General features: G+C 71.2%; 15 protein-coding genes and 1 pseudogene. 14 read left to right on the top strand and 2 right to left on the bottom strand.

Annotated elements, in window-relative coordinates; genetic code table 11:
- From VF542_RS20990 to VF542_RS21020, 7 genes and pseudogenes are all read left to right on the top strand, one after another.
- Nucleotides 1-1,423: pseudogene (locus VF542_RS20990) on the top strand (cell division protein FtsH); the annotation flags it as partial.
- A 35-nt stretch (nt 1,424-1,458) separates the two neighbouring features.
- Nucleotides 1,459-2,031 (top strand): GTP cyclohydrolase I FolE, encoded by a 573-nt coding sequence (gene folE / locus VF542_RS20995; protein WP_408653648.1) that lies wholly within the window; start codon nt 1,459-1,461, stop codon nt 2,029-2,031.
- The gene (gene folP / locus VF542_RS21000) at nt 2,028-2,873 is read left to right on the top strand and encodes a dihydropteroate synthase (RefSeq protein ID WP_408653649.1); all 846 of its coding nucleotides are present in this window, start codon (nt 2,028-2,030) and stop codon (nt 2,871-2,873) included. Before folE ends, folP begins: the two co-directional genes overlap by 4 nt.
- The gene (gene folB, locus VF542_RS21005; protein WP_408653650.1) at nt 2,870-3,292 is read left to right on the top strand and encodes a dihydroneopterin aldolase; all 423 of its coding nucleotides are present in this window, start codon (nt 2,870-2,872) and stop codon (nt 3,290-3,292) included. Before folP ends, folB begins: the two co-directional genes overlap by 4 nt.
- Nucleotides 3,289-3,786 carry a 2-amino-4-hydroxy-6-hydroxymethyldihydropteridine diphosphokinase gene (gene folK, locus VF542_RS21010; protein WP_408653651.1) on the top strand — a complete coding sequence of 166 codons (498 nt, stop codon included), beginning with the start codon at nt 3,289-3,291 and terminating at the stop codon, nt 3,784-3,786. Before folB ends, folK begins: the two co-directional genes overlap by 4 nt.
- A complete protein-coding gene (locus VF542_RS21015; protein ID WP_408653652.1) occupies nt 3,783-4,232 on the top strand; it encodes a DUF3180 domain-containing protein in 450 nt (149 codons plus the stop codon). The genes folK and VF542_RS21015 overlap by 4 nt, the downstream gene beginning before the upstream one ends.
- A gap of 85 nt (nt 4,233-4,317) precedes the next feature.
- Entirely contained in the window at nt 4,318-5,187 is an 870-nt protein-coding gene (locus VF542_RS21020) for a hypothetical protein (protein ID WP_408653653.1), read from the top strand.
- Nucleotides 5,188-5,192: 5 nt separating this feature from the next.
- On the opposite strand, the gene VF542_RS21025 is transcribed toward VF542_RS21020, so the two are convergent.
- On the bottom strand, nt 5,193-5,540 hold the full coding sequence (locus VF542_RS21025) for a hypothetical protein (RefSeq protein ID WP_408653654.1): 348 nt from the start codon (nt 5,538-5,540) through the stop codon (nt 5,193-5,195).
- A gap of 112 nt (nt 5,541-5,652) precedes the next feature.
- On the opposite strand from VF542_RS21025, the gene VF542_RS21030 reads away from it, so the two are divergent.
- The 5 genes from VF542_RS21030 (at nt 5,653) to VF542_RS21050 (ending at nt 10,903) form a co-directional block, all read left to right on the top strand.
- A complete protein-coding gene (locus tag VF542_RS21030) occupies nt 5,653-6,546 on the top strand; it encodes a Rossmann-like and DUF2520 domain-containing protein (RefSeq protein WP_408653655.1) in 894 nt (297 codons plus the stop codon).
- Nucleotides 6,543-7,391 (top strand): pantoate--beta-alanine ligase, encoded by an 849-nt coding sequence (gene panC / locus VF542_RS21035; RefSeq protein ID WP_408653656.1) that lies wholly within the window; start codon nt 6,543-6,545, stop codon nt 7,389-7,391. The genes VF542_RS21030 and panC overlap by 4 nt, the downstream gene beginning before the upstream one ends.
- A 64-nt stretch (nt 7,392-7,455) precedes the next feature.
- Complete coding sequence (locus VF542_RS21040) at nt 7,456-9,153, top strand: L-aspartate oxidase (protein WP_408653657.1); 1,698 nt, start codon at nt 7,456-7,458, stop codon at nt 9,151-9,153.
- Between the two features lie 113 nt (nt 9,154-9,266).
- Nucleotides 9,267-10,139 carry a carboxylating nicotinate-nucleotide diphosphorylase gene (nadC, locus tag VF542_RS21045; RefSeq protein ID WP_408653683.1) on the top strand — a complete coding sequence of 291 codons (873 nt, stop codon included), beginning with the start codon at nt 9,267-9,269 and terminating at the stop codon, nt 10,137-10,139.
- Complete coding sequence (locus tag VF542_RS21050; protein WP_408653658.1) at nt 10,139-10,903, top strand: type III pantothenate kinase; 765 nt, start codon at nt 10,139-10,141, stop codon at nt 10,901-10,903. The genes nadC and VF542_RS21050 overlap by 1 nt, the downstream gene beginning before the upstream one ends.
- A 3-nt stretch (nt 10,904-10,906) precedes the next feature.
- On the opposite strand, the gene VF542_RS21055 is transcribed toward VF542_RS21050, so the two are convergent.
- Complete coding sequence (locus VF542_RS21055; protein ID WP_408653659.1) at nt 10,907-11,800, bottom strand: class I SAM-dependent methyltransferase; 894 nt, start codon at nt 11,798-11,800, stop codon at nt 10,907-10,909.
- Nucleotides 11,801-11,899: 99 nt separating this feature from the next.
- Here VF542_RS21055 and lysS point away from each other — a divergent pair, with 99 nt between their 5' ends.
- Entirely contained in the window at nt 11,900-13,402 is a 1,503-nt protein-coding gene (gene lysS / locus VF542_RS21060) for a lysine--tRNA ligase (protein WP_408653660.1), read from the top strand.
- Nucleotides 13,403-13,560: 158 nt separating this feature from the next.
- Nucleotides 13,561-13,908, top strand: coding sequence for a histone-like nucleoid-structuring protein Lsr2 (locus tag VF542_RS21065; protein ID WP_408653661.1), 348 nt, complete (start codon nt 13,561-13,563; stop codon nt 13,906-13,908).
- Nucleotides 13,909-14,051 lie beyond the last annotated feature (143 nt).

Raw genomic sequence — 14,051 nt, forward strand, 5'->3', positions numbered from 1 at the left:
CCGCCCCGACATCCTCGACCCGGCTCTGCTGAGGCCCGGCCGCTTCGACCGGCAGATCGCTGTGGACCGTCCGGACATGGCCGGCCGCAAGCAGATCCTCGACGTGCACGCCAAGGGCAAGCCCGTCGAGCCCGGCATCGACCTGCAGGTCATCGCCCGCCGCACCCCCGGCTTCACCGGCGCCGACCTCGCCAACGTCATCAACGAGGCCGCGCTGCTGACCGCCCGCCAGAACGGCCGGCTGATCACCACCGAGGCTCTGGAAGAGGCCATCGACCGGGTCATCGCCGGCCCCGAGCGCAAGACCCGGGCGATGAGTGACAAGGAGAAGCGCGTCACCGCCTACCACGAGGGCGGCCATGCGCTGGCTGCCTGGGCAATGCCCAACCTCGACCCGGTGCACAAGGTCACGATCCTGCCGCGCGGCCGCTCGCTCGGTCACACCCTGGTGCTGCCGCTGGAGGACCGCTACACCCAGACCCGGGCCGAGATCCTGGACCAGCTGGTCTACGCCCTCGGCGGCCGCGCCGCCGAGGAGCTGGTGTTCCACGAGCCCACCACCGGTGCCTCCAACGACATCGAGAAGGCCACCTCGCTGGCCCGCTCGATGGTCACGGAGTACGGCATGAGCGCCAAGCTCGGCGCGGTGAAGTACGGCACCTCCGACTCGGAGCCGTTCCTGGGCCGCGACTACGGGCACCAGCGTGACTACTCCGAGGAGATCGCTGCCTGGATCGACGAGGAGGTCCGGGCGCTGATCGAGGCCGCGCACGACGAGGCGTGGGAAATCCTGGTGCAGTACCGCGACGTGCTGGACCAGCTGGTGCTGGAGCTGGCCGAACGGGAGACCCTGAACAAGGAGGACCTGGAGCGGATCCTGGCACCGGTGCACAAGCGCCCGCCGCACAGCACCTTCGCCGGCTTCGGCAAGCGCGCCCCGTCCGACCGGCCGCCGATCGAGATCCCGTCGACGGTCCGGTCCAACGGGTCGTCCAACGGCCTGGCCAAGCACGGAGCGCCCGAGATCGAGCCGCAGCCCGCGGCCGGTTATTCCGGCAGCTACCAGCAGCCGCAGGAGGCCGTCGCCGACCCTCGCCCGCAGCCGGTCAGCTACCCGCCGGCCCCGGGCTACCCGCAGTCGCCGGGCTACCCGCCGCCGCAGAGTTACCCGCCGCTGGATGCGGGCTATCCGTCCTCGGGTGCCTCGGTGCCCTCGGGCCAGGGCCCGCGCATGGACAAGGGCTCGCGCCTGGACAAGGGCCCACGCTCTGACAACGGCTCGCACTCTGACAACGGCTCGCACTCTGACAACGGCTCGCGCCGAGGTGCGGAGGACCAGGAGACCCAGCAGCTGCCCACCGTCGATCCCGGACGGTCGGGCCGATCCCACTGGCCCTTCGGGCAAGGCGATGATCATCGCTGAGCTGTCCGGCCGGCCCGCTGGATGAGCCGCACTGGATGAGCGAAGTCGATCTGGCCCGGGCTGAGGCTGCCGTCCGCGAACTGCTGCTGGCCATCGGGGAGGATCCCGACCGGGAAGGCCTGCGTGACACCCCGGCCCGGGTCGCGCGTTCCTACGTCGAGATCTTCGCCGGCCTGCACGCCGAGCCCGACGACGTGCTGCAGGCCACGTTCGACGAGAACCACGACGAGCTGGTGCTGGTCAAGCAGATCCCGCTGTACTCCACCTGCGAGCATCACCTGGTGACCTGGCACGGCACCGCGGCGGTCGGCTACGTCCCGGGCGTGGAGGGCCGGCTGACCGGGCTGTCCAAGCTGGCCCGGCTGGTGGACCTCTACGCCAAGCGCCCCCAGGTGCAGGAACGCTTGACCGCCCAGGTCGCCGACGCCGTGATGCGCAGGCTGGAGCCGCGCGGCGTGATCGTGGTGGTGGAGGCCGAGCACCTGTGCATGGCCATGCGCGGCATCCGCAAGCCCGGAACCCGCACCATGACCTCGGCGGTCCGGGGCATCTTCAAGAGCGATCCGCGCACCCGGGCCGAGGCGATGAGCCTCATCCTCGGGCAATGACCGGGCCGTCGGGCTTACCGGTTCGCAGCGATCGGCTGATCGTGATGGGCGTGCTGAACGTGACGCCGGACTCGTTCTCCGACGGCGGCCGCTACGCCGACCTGGACAGCGCCGTGGCACACGCGCTGCGGATGACCGGCGAGGGTGCCGACCTGATCGATGTCGGCGGCGAGTCGACCCGCCCCGGCGCGCTCCGGGTGCCCGCTGCCGAAGAGGCCCGTCGGGTGCTGCCGGTGATCGGCGAGCTGGCCGCCGCCGGCCTGGCGGTCAGTGTCGACACCTACCGGGCGGCGGTCGCCGAGCAGGCGCTGGCCGCCGGGGCGCGGATCGTCAACGACGTCTCCGGCGGTCTCGGCGATCCGGACATGGCACGGGTGGTCCGTGATGCCGGTTGCCCGTGGGTGCTGATGCACTGGCGTGGGCACTCGGCGAACATGGCCGAGCTGGCCCAGTACGGCGACGTGGTGGCCGAGGTGCGTGCCGAGCTGCTGGCCCGGGTCGAGCAGGCGCTGGCCGCCGGCGTCGCCGCCTCCCAGCTGGTGCTCGATCCCGGTATCGGATTCGCCAAGCGGGCCGGCCACAACTGGTCGCTGCTGGCCCATCTGGAGGCTTTCACCGGCACCGGGCTGCCGGTGCTGGTCGGGTCCTCGCGCAAGTCGTTCCTCGGCTCGTTGCTGGCCGACGCCGACGGCACCCCCAGGCCGACCTCCGGACGGGAGGCCGCCACCACCGCACTCACCATGTTCGCCGCGCTGCACGGGGTCTGGGGCGTGCGGGTGCATGAGGTGGCGGCCAATGTCGATGCCGCGCTGGTGGCCGCGGCGATCCGGGGCGTGCGATGACCGGCCCCAACCCGGGCTACCGTGCGCCAGCGGACCGGATCACCCTCACCGGGCTGCGGGTCCGCGGGCATCACGGGGTGTTCGACTTCGAGCGCGCGGACGGGCAGGACTTCGTCGTCGACGTCGAGCTCGAGTTCGACACCACGGCGGCGGCTGCCAGCGACGACCTGGCCGACACGGTGCACTACGGCGAGCTGGCCGGGGCGCTGGCCGCCGTGATCGCCGGAGAACCGGTGAACCTGCTGGAGACGCTGGCCGACCGGTTGTGCCGGGTGTGCCTGTCCGATACCCGGGTGGCGGCCGCCACCGTCATCGTGCACAAGCCGCAGGCGCCGATCCCGCTGAGCTTCGCCGACGTCTCGGTGACGATCCGGCGGGCCCGCACGGATCCCCCGACGAGTGGCAGGCCCACCGGATGAGCAGCGCGGTGCTGTCGATCGGGTCGAATATCGGGGACCGGCTGGCCCAGCTGCGCTCGGCCGTCTCGGGACTCGCGCCGTACCTGACCGCGGCCTCGCCGGTCTTCCAGACCCCGCCCTGGGGGCCGGTGCGCCAGCAGCCGTTCCTCAACGCCGTGCTGCTGGTCAGCGACCCCGAGGCGAGTCCGGCCGACTGGCTGGAGCGGGCCCAGGCCTGCGAGCAGGCGGCCGGCCGCACCCGGGAGCAGCGCTGGGGCCCGCGCACCCTGGACGTGGATGTGATCACCGTCGACGGCGTGGTCAGCGAGGACCCGGTGCTCACCCTGCCGCATCCGCGGGCTGCCGAGCGGGCCTTCGTTCTGGTGCCGTGGTGGTCGGTCGACCCGGAGGCCCAGCTGCCGGGCCGGGGATCGGTGCTGGAGCTGATGCAGGCGCTGCCCGCGGAGGAGGTGGCGGCCGTGCGGCTGCTGCCGGGCGCCGAGCTGCGGCCATGATGCGCCGGACCGGGCTCGCCGACCTGCTGATTCCGTTGGTGCTGGCCGGTGGCCTCAGCTATGCGCTGCTGCGGATCAGCTACGAGTCGCTGCCGCCGTTCCAATGGTTCATCGCGGTGCCGATCGCGGCGCTGGCCATCGCCGAGCTGGTGATCGCCCGCCGGGTGCGGGCGGCGGTGCGGCACCAGCCGCAGGCAAAGCCGATGACCGCGCTGGCGATCGCTCGCGCCGTCGCCCTGGGCAAGGCCAGCGCACTGGTGGCGGCGGTGGTGGGCGGGGCTGCGGCGGCATTGGTGCTGAAGCTGCTGCCGTCGTCCGGGCAGGCCAACACCGCCGGGCACGACCTTCGGGTCGGCTATCTGGTGCTGGCGGTGAGCGCGGCGTTGCTGGTGGCCGGCCTGGTGCTGGAACGGGCCGGCATCGACCCGCAGCACGGTCGCCGCTGACCCGGTTTGAGACCGGTGGTGGCTGCACGCAGCCCTACCCGAGTTGCGGATTGCGGTGACCGTGTGCAGGCCTACACTCGCCGATATGCCGCGCTCCGCTACGTCCTGGACGTTGCGGGGTGTGCCGCGCCTAGCGGCTGTCACGGCCGCTGCAGCGCTCGGCGCGGCGGCCCTGTGCCTTGTCGTGTTCGGCACCAGCCAGAAGCAGCTGCAGCTCGGCGTGCTGCTCGGGCTGTGGTCGGCACTGCTGGCTGCCTGCCTGCTCGTCGTTACCAGGCACGGCGAGTCTGATCAGACATCCGAGGCCGAGCTTGCTGAGGTCCGATCCCGGGCGGCGGAGCTGCACGAGGCCCAGCTCCAGCTGGTCGCGGGGCAACACGAGCAGTTGGAGACGGCCCGGCAGGCGTACTTCGCCCAGGAGATCGAGCTACGCCAGTTCGGTGAACTGCAGCTCGCACGTGACGCCGCGGCGCGGCAGGAATCGGAACTGAAGCTGGAGATCTCGCTGCGCCGCGACATCGAACGGGTGCTGTCCGAGCAGCTGGCCCCGCTGCGCGAGGAGGTCGCCGCGCTGCGCGCCGAAGTGGTCGACAAGCTCGGTGGCCAGCTCCGCCTGGAGCGGATCGAGACCACCCGGGTGATCGGTTCGGACCTGGAGGCGCTGCAGCACGAGATCCGCCGGCTGGCAGCGGCCAACCCGCAAGGCCTGGCGGCACCGGCCCGCGCGGCAGCCACCAGCACGCCGGCTCGGCCGGAGCGGCAGGCCGCCGGGATCGTCGATGCCGAGCTCGTCGAGTTCCCGCCGCCGGCTGCCGAGCTACCGGACCAGTCCGACGCCGAGCGGCGGGCGGGCCGGCGCCGCGCCGCGGATCCCGAGCCGTCGGACCCCCGCTATCAGGGCAGGCGCCGGGCCGGCGGCGATTCGCCAGACCGGTTCGCCCGAGCCGACGGCTGACCCGTTCAGAACCAGCTGCTGTCGCGCCCGTCCGCCGCCTGCACGCGCAGGTCGGTGGCCGCGTCGCGGACCTGACTGACCTCGATGACCCCGCGGGCCAGCGATCGCACCGTCGCGTCGATGTCGACCGCCGTCTGATCAGCCAGCAGGTACACCAGATAGGCCAGTCGGGACAGCTCCGGCTGCCAGTCCGGCGGGATCCGGAACGGCCGCCGGCCGCCCTCGGTCGCCGCATTCGCGAGTTCGGCCAGCTTTCCCAGAGCCGCGGCAGCTTGCAGCAGCAGCGCCGGAGCGGTGCTGTGCGAACCGGCCTGGTCAGCGGCTCGGGCAACGGTGGCCTGCAGGTCGTCCACAGCCGGTGAACCTAGCCGACTCAGCGCGGATCCGCTTCCGAAGCGGACATTCCCACCGGCTGCCGGCTCACCGCCACCAGCCCAGGTCGCCCGGCCTACTAGGCTCAACGCCGTGATCCAGTCCGGTGACGCCCCGCGGTTGCGGGTTGCCGTCGTCGGAGTCGGCCGGGTGGGATCGGTGCTCGGGGCGGCACTCGGGCGGGTCGGGCACCGGGTGGTGGCCGGTACCGGCGTCAGCGCCGATTCGCAGCGGCGGGCTGACCGGTTGCTGCCCGGCGTGCCGCTGGTGCCCGCCGACGAGGCGGTGGGCCAGGCCGATCTGGTGTTGCTGACGGTCCCGGACAGCGAGCTTGCCGGGTTGATCCAGGGACTGGCGGCCACCGGCGCCTGGCAGGTCGGCCAGCTGGCGGTCCACACCTCCGGGGCCAGTGGCATCGCGATCTTCGACCCGGCGGTCAGTGCCGGCGTGGTCGGCATGGCGCTGCACCCGGTGATGACCTTCGCCGGACGCCCGGAGGACCTGCAGCGCCTGGACGGCGCCGCCTTCGGTGTCACGGCCTCGGAGGAGTTCCGTCCGGTGGCCGAGACCCTGGTGCTCGAGCTCGGCGGCGAGCCGGTCTGGGTGCCGGAGGCTGCCCGGCCGGGTTATCACGCCGCCCTGTCGATGGGCTCCAACCATCTGGTGACCCTGGTCAACGACTCCCGCGACGTGCTCGCCTCCGTCGGGGTCGAGGACCCCACCCGGTTGCTCGCGCCACTGCTGGGGGCATCCCTGGACAACGCGCTGCGGCTGGCCGACGAGGCGCTGACCGGCCCGGTCTCCCGGGGGGACCGTGGCACCCTGGAGGCCCACATTCGAGCGCTGCGGGGCACCGCCTACCTGCAGCCCTACCTCGCGATGGCCTTGCGCACCATGCAGCGCGCCCACGCGGCGGGCCGGCTGACCCGGCTGCAGTGTGCCGACCTGCTCGAAGGCATCGAGCAGGCCGAAGGCGACAGCCGGTGACCCGGCTGGTCCGGACCCGCGACGAGCTGGCCGCGGCCCGGGCGCGGTTGGGCGAGCAGTCGGGGACGGAGGCGACCGTGGGCCTGGTCCCGACGATGGGCGCCCTGCACGCCGGCCACCTGGCACTGATCGACGCGGCTCGGGCCGGCTGTGCCGCGGTGGTCACCAGCATCTTCGTCAACCCCATGCAGTTCCACCAGGCCGGTGACCTGCAACGCTATCCGCGCCGGCTGGGGGAGGATCTGGCACTGTGCGAGCAGCACGGGGTGGATCTGGTGTGGGCGCCGGAGGTCGATGAGGTCTATCCGGGCGGCCCGGCCCAGGTCTGGGTCACCGCCGGCGCGCTGGCCGCCCAGTTGGAGGGCCCGAACCGGCCCGGTCACTTCGATGGCGTCCTCACGGTGGTCACCAAGCTGTTCGCCGCCGTCCGGCCGGCCCGGGCGTTCTTCGGCGAGAAGGACTACCAGCAGCTGATGCTCATCCGGCGGATGGTTCGCGATCTGGGCCAGGGGGTTGAGGTGATCTCGGTGCCGACCGTCCGGGAGCCCGACGGTCTGGCGCTGTCGAGCCGTAACGTGCTGCTCTCGACGTCCGAACGGGCCAGCGCCCGGTTCTTGAGTGCCGCGCTGATGGCCGGTCGCGACGCTGCCGGCTCCGCCGCCGCGGTGCTGGCCGCGGCCCGCGAGGTGCTGGCCGGCGCCGAAGGAGTGGACGTGGACTACCTGGAGCTGCGGGATCCAGAGCTGGGGCCGGCACCGGAACAAGGGCCCGCCAGGTTGCTGGTCGCGGCCCGGGTCGGCTCCATCCGGCTGATCGACAACGTCGCCGTGGAGCTGCGCCCATGAAAGAGCTGCGCCCATGAAAGAGCTGCGCCGATGAAAGAGCTGGGCCGATGAAAGAGCCGGGCCGATGAACCTTCCGCAGCGATTGCTGGCCCCGGCACCGGGCTGGATCGTCGAGACCGACGTGGTGGTGGTGGGCTCCGGGATCGCCGGGCTCACCACGGCTCTGCGGATCGCCGCCGGCCCACCGGCCGGCTCGGGTCTCCGGGTGCTGGTCGTGACCAAGGACGTGCTGGCGGCCGGGTCCACCCGGTGGGCCCAGGGCGGCATCGCGGCAGCGCTCGGGCCTGACGACAGCGCCGAGGCGCACCTGCAGGACACCCTGGTGGCCGGTGTCGGGATCTGTGACGTCGAGGCCGTCCGGGTGCTGGTCGAGGAGGGGCCGCGGGCTGTCCGGGAGCTGATCGAGCTCGGCACCCGCTTCGATCGCTCCAGCACCGGTGAGCTGTCGCTGACCAGGGAGGGCGGTCATCACGCCGACCGGATCGCGCACGCCGGCGGTGATGCCACCGGAGCCGAGATCGAGCGGGCGCTGGTCGCGGCCGTGCTGGCCACACCCGGCATCGAGGTGATCGAGCACGCGCTGGTGCTGGACCTGCTGCCCACCGCCACCGGCGGGGTCGGCGCGGTCACCCTGCACGTGATGGGCGAGGGGCAGCTCGACGGCGTCGGCGCGGTGCGCGCCCGAGCCTTCGTGCTGGCCACCGGTGGCATCGGCCAGGTCTACGCCGCCACCACGAACCCACCGGTCTCCACCGGCGACGGCGTGGCGGCGGCGCTGCGCGCCGGGGCGGTGATCCGCGACCTGGAGTTCGTGCAGTTCCACCCGACCGTGCTGTGGCTCGGCGGCACCGCGGCCGGGCAGCAGCCGCTGGTCAGCGAGGCGGTCCGGGGCGAGGGCGCGGTGCTGCTCGACAACCAGGGGGTCCGGTTCCTGCAGGGCCAGCACGAACTGGCCGACCTGGCCCCGCGCGACGTGGTGGCCAAGGCCATCCTGCGCCGGATGCGCGAGACCGGTGCCGAGCACGTCTGGCTGGACGCCCGGCATTTCGGTGCGGAGAAGTGGCGGGTCCGGTTCCCGACCATCCTGGCCACCCTGACGTCGCTCGGCCTGGACCCGGTGAATGACCTGATCCCGGTCGCGCCGGCCTGCCACTACGCCTCCGGGGGAATCGCCACCGACCTCGCCGGCCGTACCTCGGTAGCTGGGCTCTACGCCTGCGGGGAGGCGGCCTGCACCGGAGTGCACGGCGCCAACCGGCTGGCCTCGAACTCGCTGCTGGAAGGCCTGGTCTTCGCCCGGCGGATCGCGGCCGACGTGCTGAGCACCGTGCCGGCCGGCGCGCCGCTGGTGGAGCTGGGCATCGACGTGCGCAGCAGCGGCATCGCCGCGGCCGGGATCAGGCGCTCCCTGCAGCAGGAGATGTCCGCCGATGCCGGGGTGATCCGCGACGCCGCGGGCCTGGCCCGGGCCGCCGGCAGCTTGCAGAAGCTCGCCGCCCAGCGCAGCAGCGAACCGCGCACCGAGTCCTGGGAGGCCACCAACCTGCTCACGGTGGCCAGCGCGCTGGTGGCCGCGGCCAGCCGCCGCGCCGAGACCCGGGGCGCGCACTGGCGCGAGGACTGCCCCGAGCGTGACGACCAGCATTGGTGCGGCCACCTCGATCTGCGGCTCGGACCGGACGGCACCATCTCTACCGACTACCTCCCGACGCCTGCGTCCCACCGGCGTCCTACCTTCGACACCCATGAGGACGGACCATGAGCGAGCATCGCAGCGAGGAGCGCAGCGAATCCAGCGATGAGCGCTCGCGCGAAGAGCGATCGATCGATCCCCTGATACTGGACGCCCTGCAGGCGACCGGTCTGAGCACGGCGATGGTGGCCGACGTGGTGGACCGGGCGCTGGCCGAGGATCTGGCCGACGGCCCGGATGTCACCAGCGTGGCCACCATCGGGGCTGACCAGCAGGGCCGGGCCCAGGTAGTGCCGCGCGAGGCCGGGGTGCTCGCGGGCGTCGCGGTGGCCGGCTACGTCTTCGCGGCGGTCGGCCAGGGCCGGGTACGGGTACAGCTGCTGGCCACCGACGGCAGCGTCGTGCGTCCGAGCCAGGTGCTGCTGAGCGTGTCGGGGCCGGTCCGCGACCTGCTCACCGCCGAGCGGACGGCGCTGAACCTGCTCACCCACCTGTCGGGGGTGGCCACCCTCACCCGGATCTGGACCGACATCATCCGTGGCTCGGGCGCCAGCATCCGTGACACCCGAAAGACCCTGCCGGGCTTGCGGGCCCTGCAGAAGTACGCGGTGCGCTGCGGAGGCGGCGTCAACCACCGGATGTCACTCTCGGATGCCGCGCTGGTCAAGGACAACCACATCGCCGCCGCCGGCTCGGTGGGCAAGGCCTTCGAGCTGGTCCGCGCGGCCGTTCCGGAACTCCCGGTGGAGATCGAGGTGGACACGGTGGCCCAGTGCGAGGAGGCGATCGAGGCCGGCGCCGAGCTGATCCTGCTCGACAACATGAACCTCGCCGAACTGCGCAGCTGCGTCGCGCTGGCGGCCGGCACCGGTGGCCGGGTCAAGCTGGAAGCCTCCGGCGGGCTGAGCCTTCAGGTCGCCGCCGCCGTCGCCGGGACCGGGGTGGACTACCTCGCGGTCGGCTCGCTGACCCATTCTGCGCCGGTGCTCGACATCGGGCTGGACCTGGCCGGCCCGGATGCCGGGGTCCGGCCGCCGGTTGGAGCTGACGGCTGATGCTGCTGGCCATCGACATCGGCAACACCAATACGGTGCTGGGCATCTTCGAGGGTGATCGGCTGATGCACTCGTGGCGGGTGAAGACCGATGCCCGCAACACCGCCGACGAGCTGATGCTGACCTTCACGGGACTGCTGCAGGACGTCGCGGTGACCGGGATCTCGGGCTGCTCGACGGTGCCGGCGGCGTTGCGGGAACTGCGGGCGATGCTGAGCCGGTACTGGCCAGGAGTGCCGACCGTGCTGGTGGAACCGGGGATCAAGACCGGGGTGGCGTTGCTGTTCGACAATCCCAAGGAGGTCGGCGCGGACCGGATCGTCAACACCCTGGCGGCCTTTCACCTGGTGAACGGCCCGGCCATCGTGGTGGACTTCGGCACCTCCACGAACTTCGACGTGGTCAGCGGCAAGGGGGAGTTCCTCGGCGGCGCGCTGGCCCCGGGGATCGAGATCTCCCTCGACGCGCTGGCCGCCCGGGCGGCGCAGCTGCGCAAGGTCGAGCTGATCGCACCGCGGTCCCCGATCGGCAAGAACACCGTGGAAGCCCTGCAGTCGGGCATCCTCTACGGCTTCGCCGGCCAGGTGGACGGCCTGGTCAGGCGGATCGCGGCGAGCCTGGTACCCGACGCGCCGGGCTCGGTCGAGGTGATCGCCACCGGCGGACTGGCCTCACTGGTCGTCGAGCACGCCGAGACGGTCCGCCGGCACGAGCCTGACCTGACCCTGCTCGGGCTCCGGCTGATCTTCGAACGCAACACCTGAGCGTCAGCGCCGGTGCTGCCAGAGCACCTCGGTGCGCTGCCGAAACGCCACCACCGGAGCCTGCAGCTCGGCGTACTGGCTGATCAGGATGCGGATCCGGTCGTCGATGGCGTCCCGTTCGGCCTGGGACCGGGTGATCACCCAGCTCCAGGTATGCACCAGGTCGCGCAGGCCGTCCGGCCCCGGCAGCAGGTGCTCGGAGGGCACCGATGCCTGCTGGAGCTCGGTGAACAGCTCGCGGTCGAGCGCGTCGAACTGCTGGTCCCCCGGGAACTCGTGCTTCCTGCTGGCCGAGTAGAGCTTGGGCACCCACTCCACGCTGCGGTCGGGCAGGTTCCAGAGCAGGCCGATGACGCCGCCGGGGCGCAGCACCCGGGCAAGTTCGTAATCGGCGTCCGGGCGCTGGAACCAGTGGAAGGCCTGGCCGGCCACGATCGCGTCGACCGAGCCGTCGGGCAGCGGGATGCGCTCGGCGGAGCCCGGCAGTGCCCGGACTTGGGGCAACCGGTCGGCGAGCACTGCCAGCATCAGCGGATCGGGCTCGACGGCCACCACCTCGGCAGCCCGGTCGAGCAGCGCGGCGGTCAGCTTGCCGGTGCCGGCGCCGATGTCGAGGATGCGCTCGATCGGCCCTTCGCCGGCCGGTCCGGCCAGCACCAGGTCCAGCGCGGCGGCGGGGTAGGACGGGCGGACCCGGTCGTAGCGGGCGGCCTGCGACCCGAAGGACTGGGCGAACACCGCATCGGGATGGTCATGCGGCGTCAGCTGTCGACCGTGCCCGGTCACCTGGCCCTGCCCGGGCACCTGGCCCTGCCGGGTCGCCTGGTCCTGCCCGGGCACCTGGCCCTGCCGGGTCGCCTGCTGGTCCGGCGGCGGGTTCGGCGGCGATTCGGTCATGCGTGCGACCTTAACCGCGGCGGCTCCGGCTCGGGGGCTCGGCTGCGCTGGTGCCATGGCAGCGCCGAACTGACTGTCGTGCGCCGATAGGGTGAAACGGTGACCGATTCCAGTACCGCCGCCGAAGCGAACGACGATCTGCCCGAGCAGGTCAGGATCCGGCGTGCGAAGTACGACCGGCTGATGTCGGATCCCGACCGTGCGCCGTTTCCGGTGACGGTGCCGCGCACCCACACGCTGGCCGCGATCCGGCAGGCCTACCCGGACCTGCCTGCCGGTGCCGAGACCGGGCAGCAGGTCGGGGTGACCGGGCGGGTCATCTTCGTCCGCAACACCGGCAAGCTGTGCTTCACGACCCTGCGCGAGGGCGGCGTCGAACTGCAGGTGATGCTCTCGGCCGACAGGATCGGTGATGAGGCGCTGGCCGCCTGGAAGGCCGATGTCGACCTGGGTGACCAGGTCTTCGTGGCGGGTGAGGTGATCTCGTCCCGCCGGGGTGAGCTCTCGGTGCTGGCCGATGCCTGGCGGATGACCGCGAAGGCGCTGCGCCCGCTGCCGGTGGCGCACAAGCCGATGAGCGAGGAGACCCGGGTCCGGCAACGCTACGTCGATCTGATCGTGCGGCCCGACGCCCGCCGGATGGTGGTGATCCGGGCCCAGGTGCTCGCCTCGATCCGCGGCACGCTCCACCAGCGGGGTTTTCTCGAGGTCGAGACGCCGATTCTGCAGTCCGTCCACGGTGGGGCCGCCGCTCGTCCATTCCAGACGCACCTCAATGCATTCGACCAGCCGATGTCGCTTCGAATCGCGCTGGAGTTATATCTCAAGCGTGCCGTCGTCGGCGGAATCGATCGTGTTTTCGAAATCGGCAAGACCTTCCGCAACGAGGGGATCGACTCCACCCATTCGGCAGAATTCACCATGCTTGAGGCGTATGAGGCCTACGGCGATTACAAGTCCGTGGCGGAGTGGACGCGCGCCATCATTCTGGATGCGGCTAACGCGGTCGGCGTAGAAACGCCTCGCACTGCCGAGGGTGTGGATATCGATCTCGTTACGGAGTGGCGGTGGGCCTCAATCTATGATCTAGTGTCCGCCGCGGTGGACGAATCGGTTACCCCCGGCTCCGACATGGGCGGGTTGCGCGAGCTCGCTGCTCAGCGAAATGTCGCTCTCAAGCCGGAGTGGGACGCTGGTGAGATAGTTCTGGAGTTATACGAGAAGCTGGTGGAACATACCCTAATTCAACCGACGTTCGTCTGTGACTATCCCCGGTCCGTCCGGCCGCTGGCCCGGCAGCACCGGTCCGACCCCCGGCTTGCCGAAGCCTGGGATCTGGTCATCGGCGGTGTCGAGATAGCCCCCGCTTACTCGGAATTGGCTGACCCGGTCGAGCAACGGCGAGTGCTCGTCGAGCAATCGCTGGCGGCTGCCGCCGGTGATCCGGAAGCTATGGAACTGGACGAGGACTTCTTGCAGGCGCTCGAATACGGCATGCCGCCGACAGGCGGAATGGGGCTTGGCATCGACCGTTTGATCGCTATGCTTACCGGCAAGGGAATAAGGGAAACGATCCTATTCCCGCTTCTCAAGCCTCTGTAGCCAGTCTGCAGCCGTTCCTTAGTCCCGTGCAACTCGCGGGTTCCTCAGATGTTGTCCACACCATGGCGTTTCGATATCTCGCGCTCGGGTGCCTAGTGCTTTAATGGTTCCGGGGACCCTGTTAATCCTCAAACGTCTCTCCTCAGATTGGAAGTCCCATGGCCCAGAAGATCCAGGTTCTACTCGTCGACGACCTAGATGGCGGCACCGCCACCGAGACGGTCGCTTTCGGCCTCGACGGTTCTGGGTACGAGATAGATCTCTCTGCCGAGAATGCCGATAAATTGCGTGAGGTTCTGGCACCATTTGTAGGGCACGCCCGCCGGGCCTCCCGCGCTGCCGCAGCCCGCCCCGGAACGCCAGGCCGCCCGGCCCGTAGCGGCGCTCGTATCGACCGCGAACAAACGCAGGCTATTCGGGAATGGGCGCGCAAGAACGGTCACAAGGTGTCCGAGCGCGGCCGCATCCCGGCCAGCATCTTTGAGGCATACAACTCCTCGCACTGACTGGATTCCGCAAGCTGCGGCAGTTTTCGCGACCGCCCCGCCGAGCCGAGCCGGCCCGGCTCGGGGCGTCGCGGGTTCCCTGCCGCGCTCGTCCTACCGCATCTCCCGCTCGGCTCCCTGCCGCAGGCCCCGCTGGTTCGCTC

It is taken from the genome of Jatrophihabitans sp. (genome assembly GCF_036389215.1).
Classification (GTDB): Bacteria; Actinomycetota; Actinomycetes; order Mycobacteriales; family Jatrophihabitantaceae; genus Jatrophihabitans_A.

What these genes read in the sequence shown, in the direction of transcription:
- VF542_RS21050 (WP_408653658.1), top strand. Translation starts at nt 10,139, where the DNA reads ATGCTGCTGGCCATCGACATCGGCAACACCAATACGGTGCTGGGCATC.
- VF542_RS21065 (WP_408653661.1), top strand. Translation starts at nt 13,561, where the DNA reads ATGGCCCAGAAGATCCAGGTTCTACTCGTCGACGACCTAGATGGCGGC.
- folP (WP_408653649.1), top strand. Translation starts at nt 2,028, where the DNA reads ATGACCGGGCCGTCGGGCTTACCGGTTCGCAGCGATCGGCTGATCGTG.
- VF542_RS21020 (WP_408653653.1), top strand. Translation starts at nt 4,318, where the DNA reads ATGCCGCGCTCCGCTACGTCCTGGACGTTGCGGGGTGTGCCGCGCCTA.
- nadC (WP_408653683.1), top strand. Translation starts at nt 9,267, where the DNA reads ATGGTGGCCGACGTGGTGGACCGGGCGCTGGCCGAGGATCTGGCCGAC.
- VF542_RS21040 (WP_408653657.1), top strand. Translation starts at nt 7,456, where the DNA reads ATGAACCTTCCGCAGCGATTGCTGGCCCCGGCACCGGGCTGGATCGTC.
- folK (WP_408653651.1), top strand. Translation starts at nt 3,289, where the DNA reads ATGAGCAGCGCGGTGCTGTCGATCGGGTCGAATATCGGGGACCGGCTG.
- VF542_RS21055 (WP_408653659.1), bottom strand. Translation starts at nt 11,800, where the DNA reads ATGACCGAATCGCCGCCGAACCCGCCGCCGGACCAGCAGGCGACCCGG.
- VF542_RS21015 (WP_408653652.1), top strand. Translation starts at nt 3,783, where the DNA reads ATGATGCGCCGGACCGGGCTCGCCGACCTGCTGATTCCGTTGGTGCTG.
- folE (WP_408653648.1), top strand. Translation starts at nt 1,459, where the DNA reads ATGAGCGAAGTCGATCTGGCCCGGGCTGAGGCTGCCGTCCGCGAACTG.
- folB (WP_408653650.1), top strand. Translation starts at nt 2,870, where the DNA reads ATGACCGGCCCCAACCCGGGCTACCGTGCGCCAGCGGACCGGATCACC.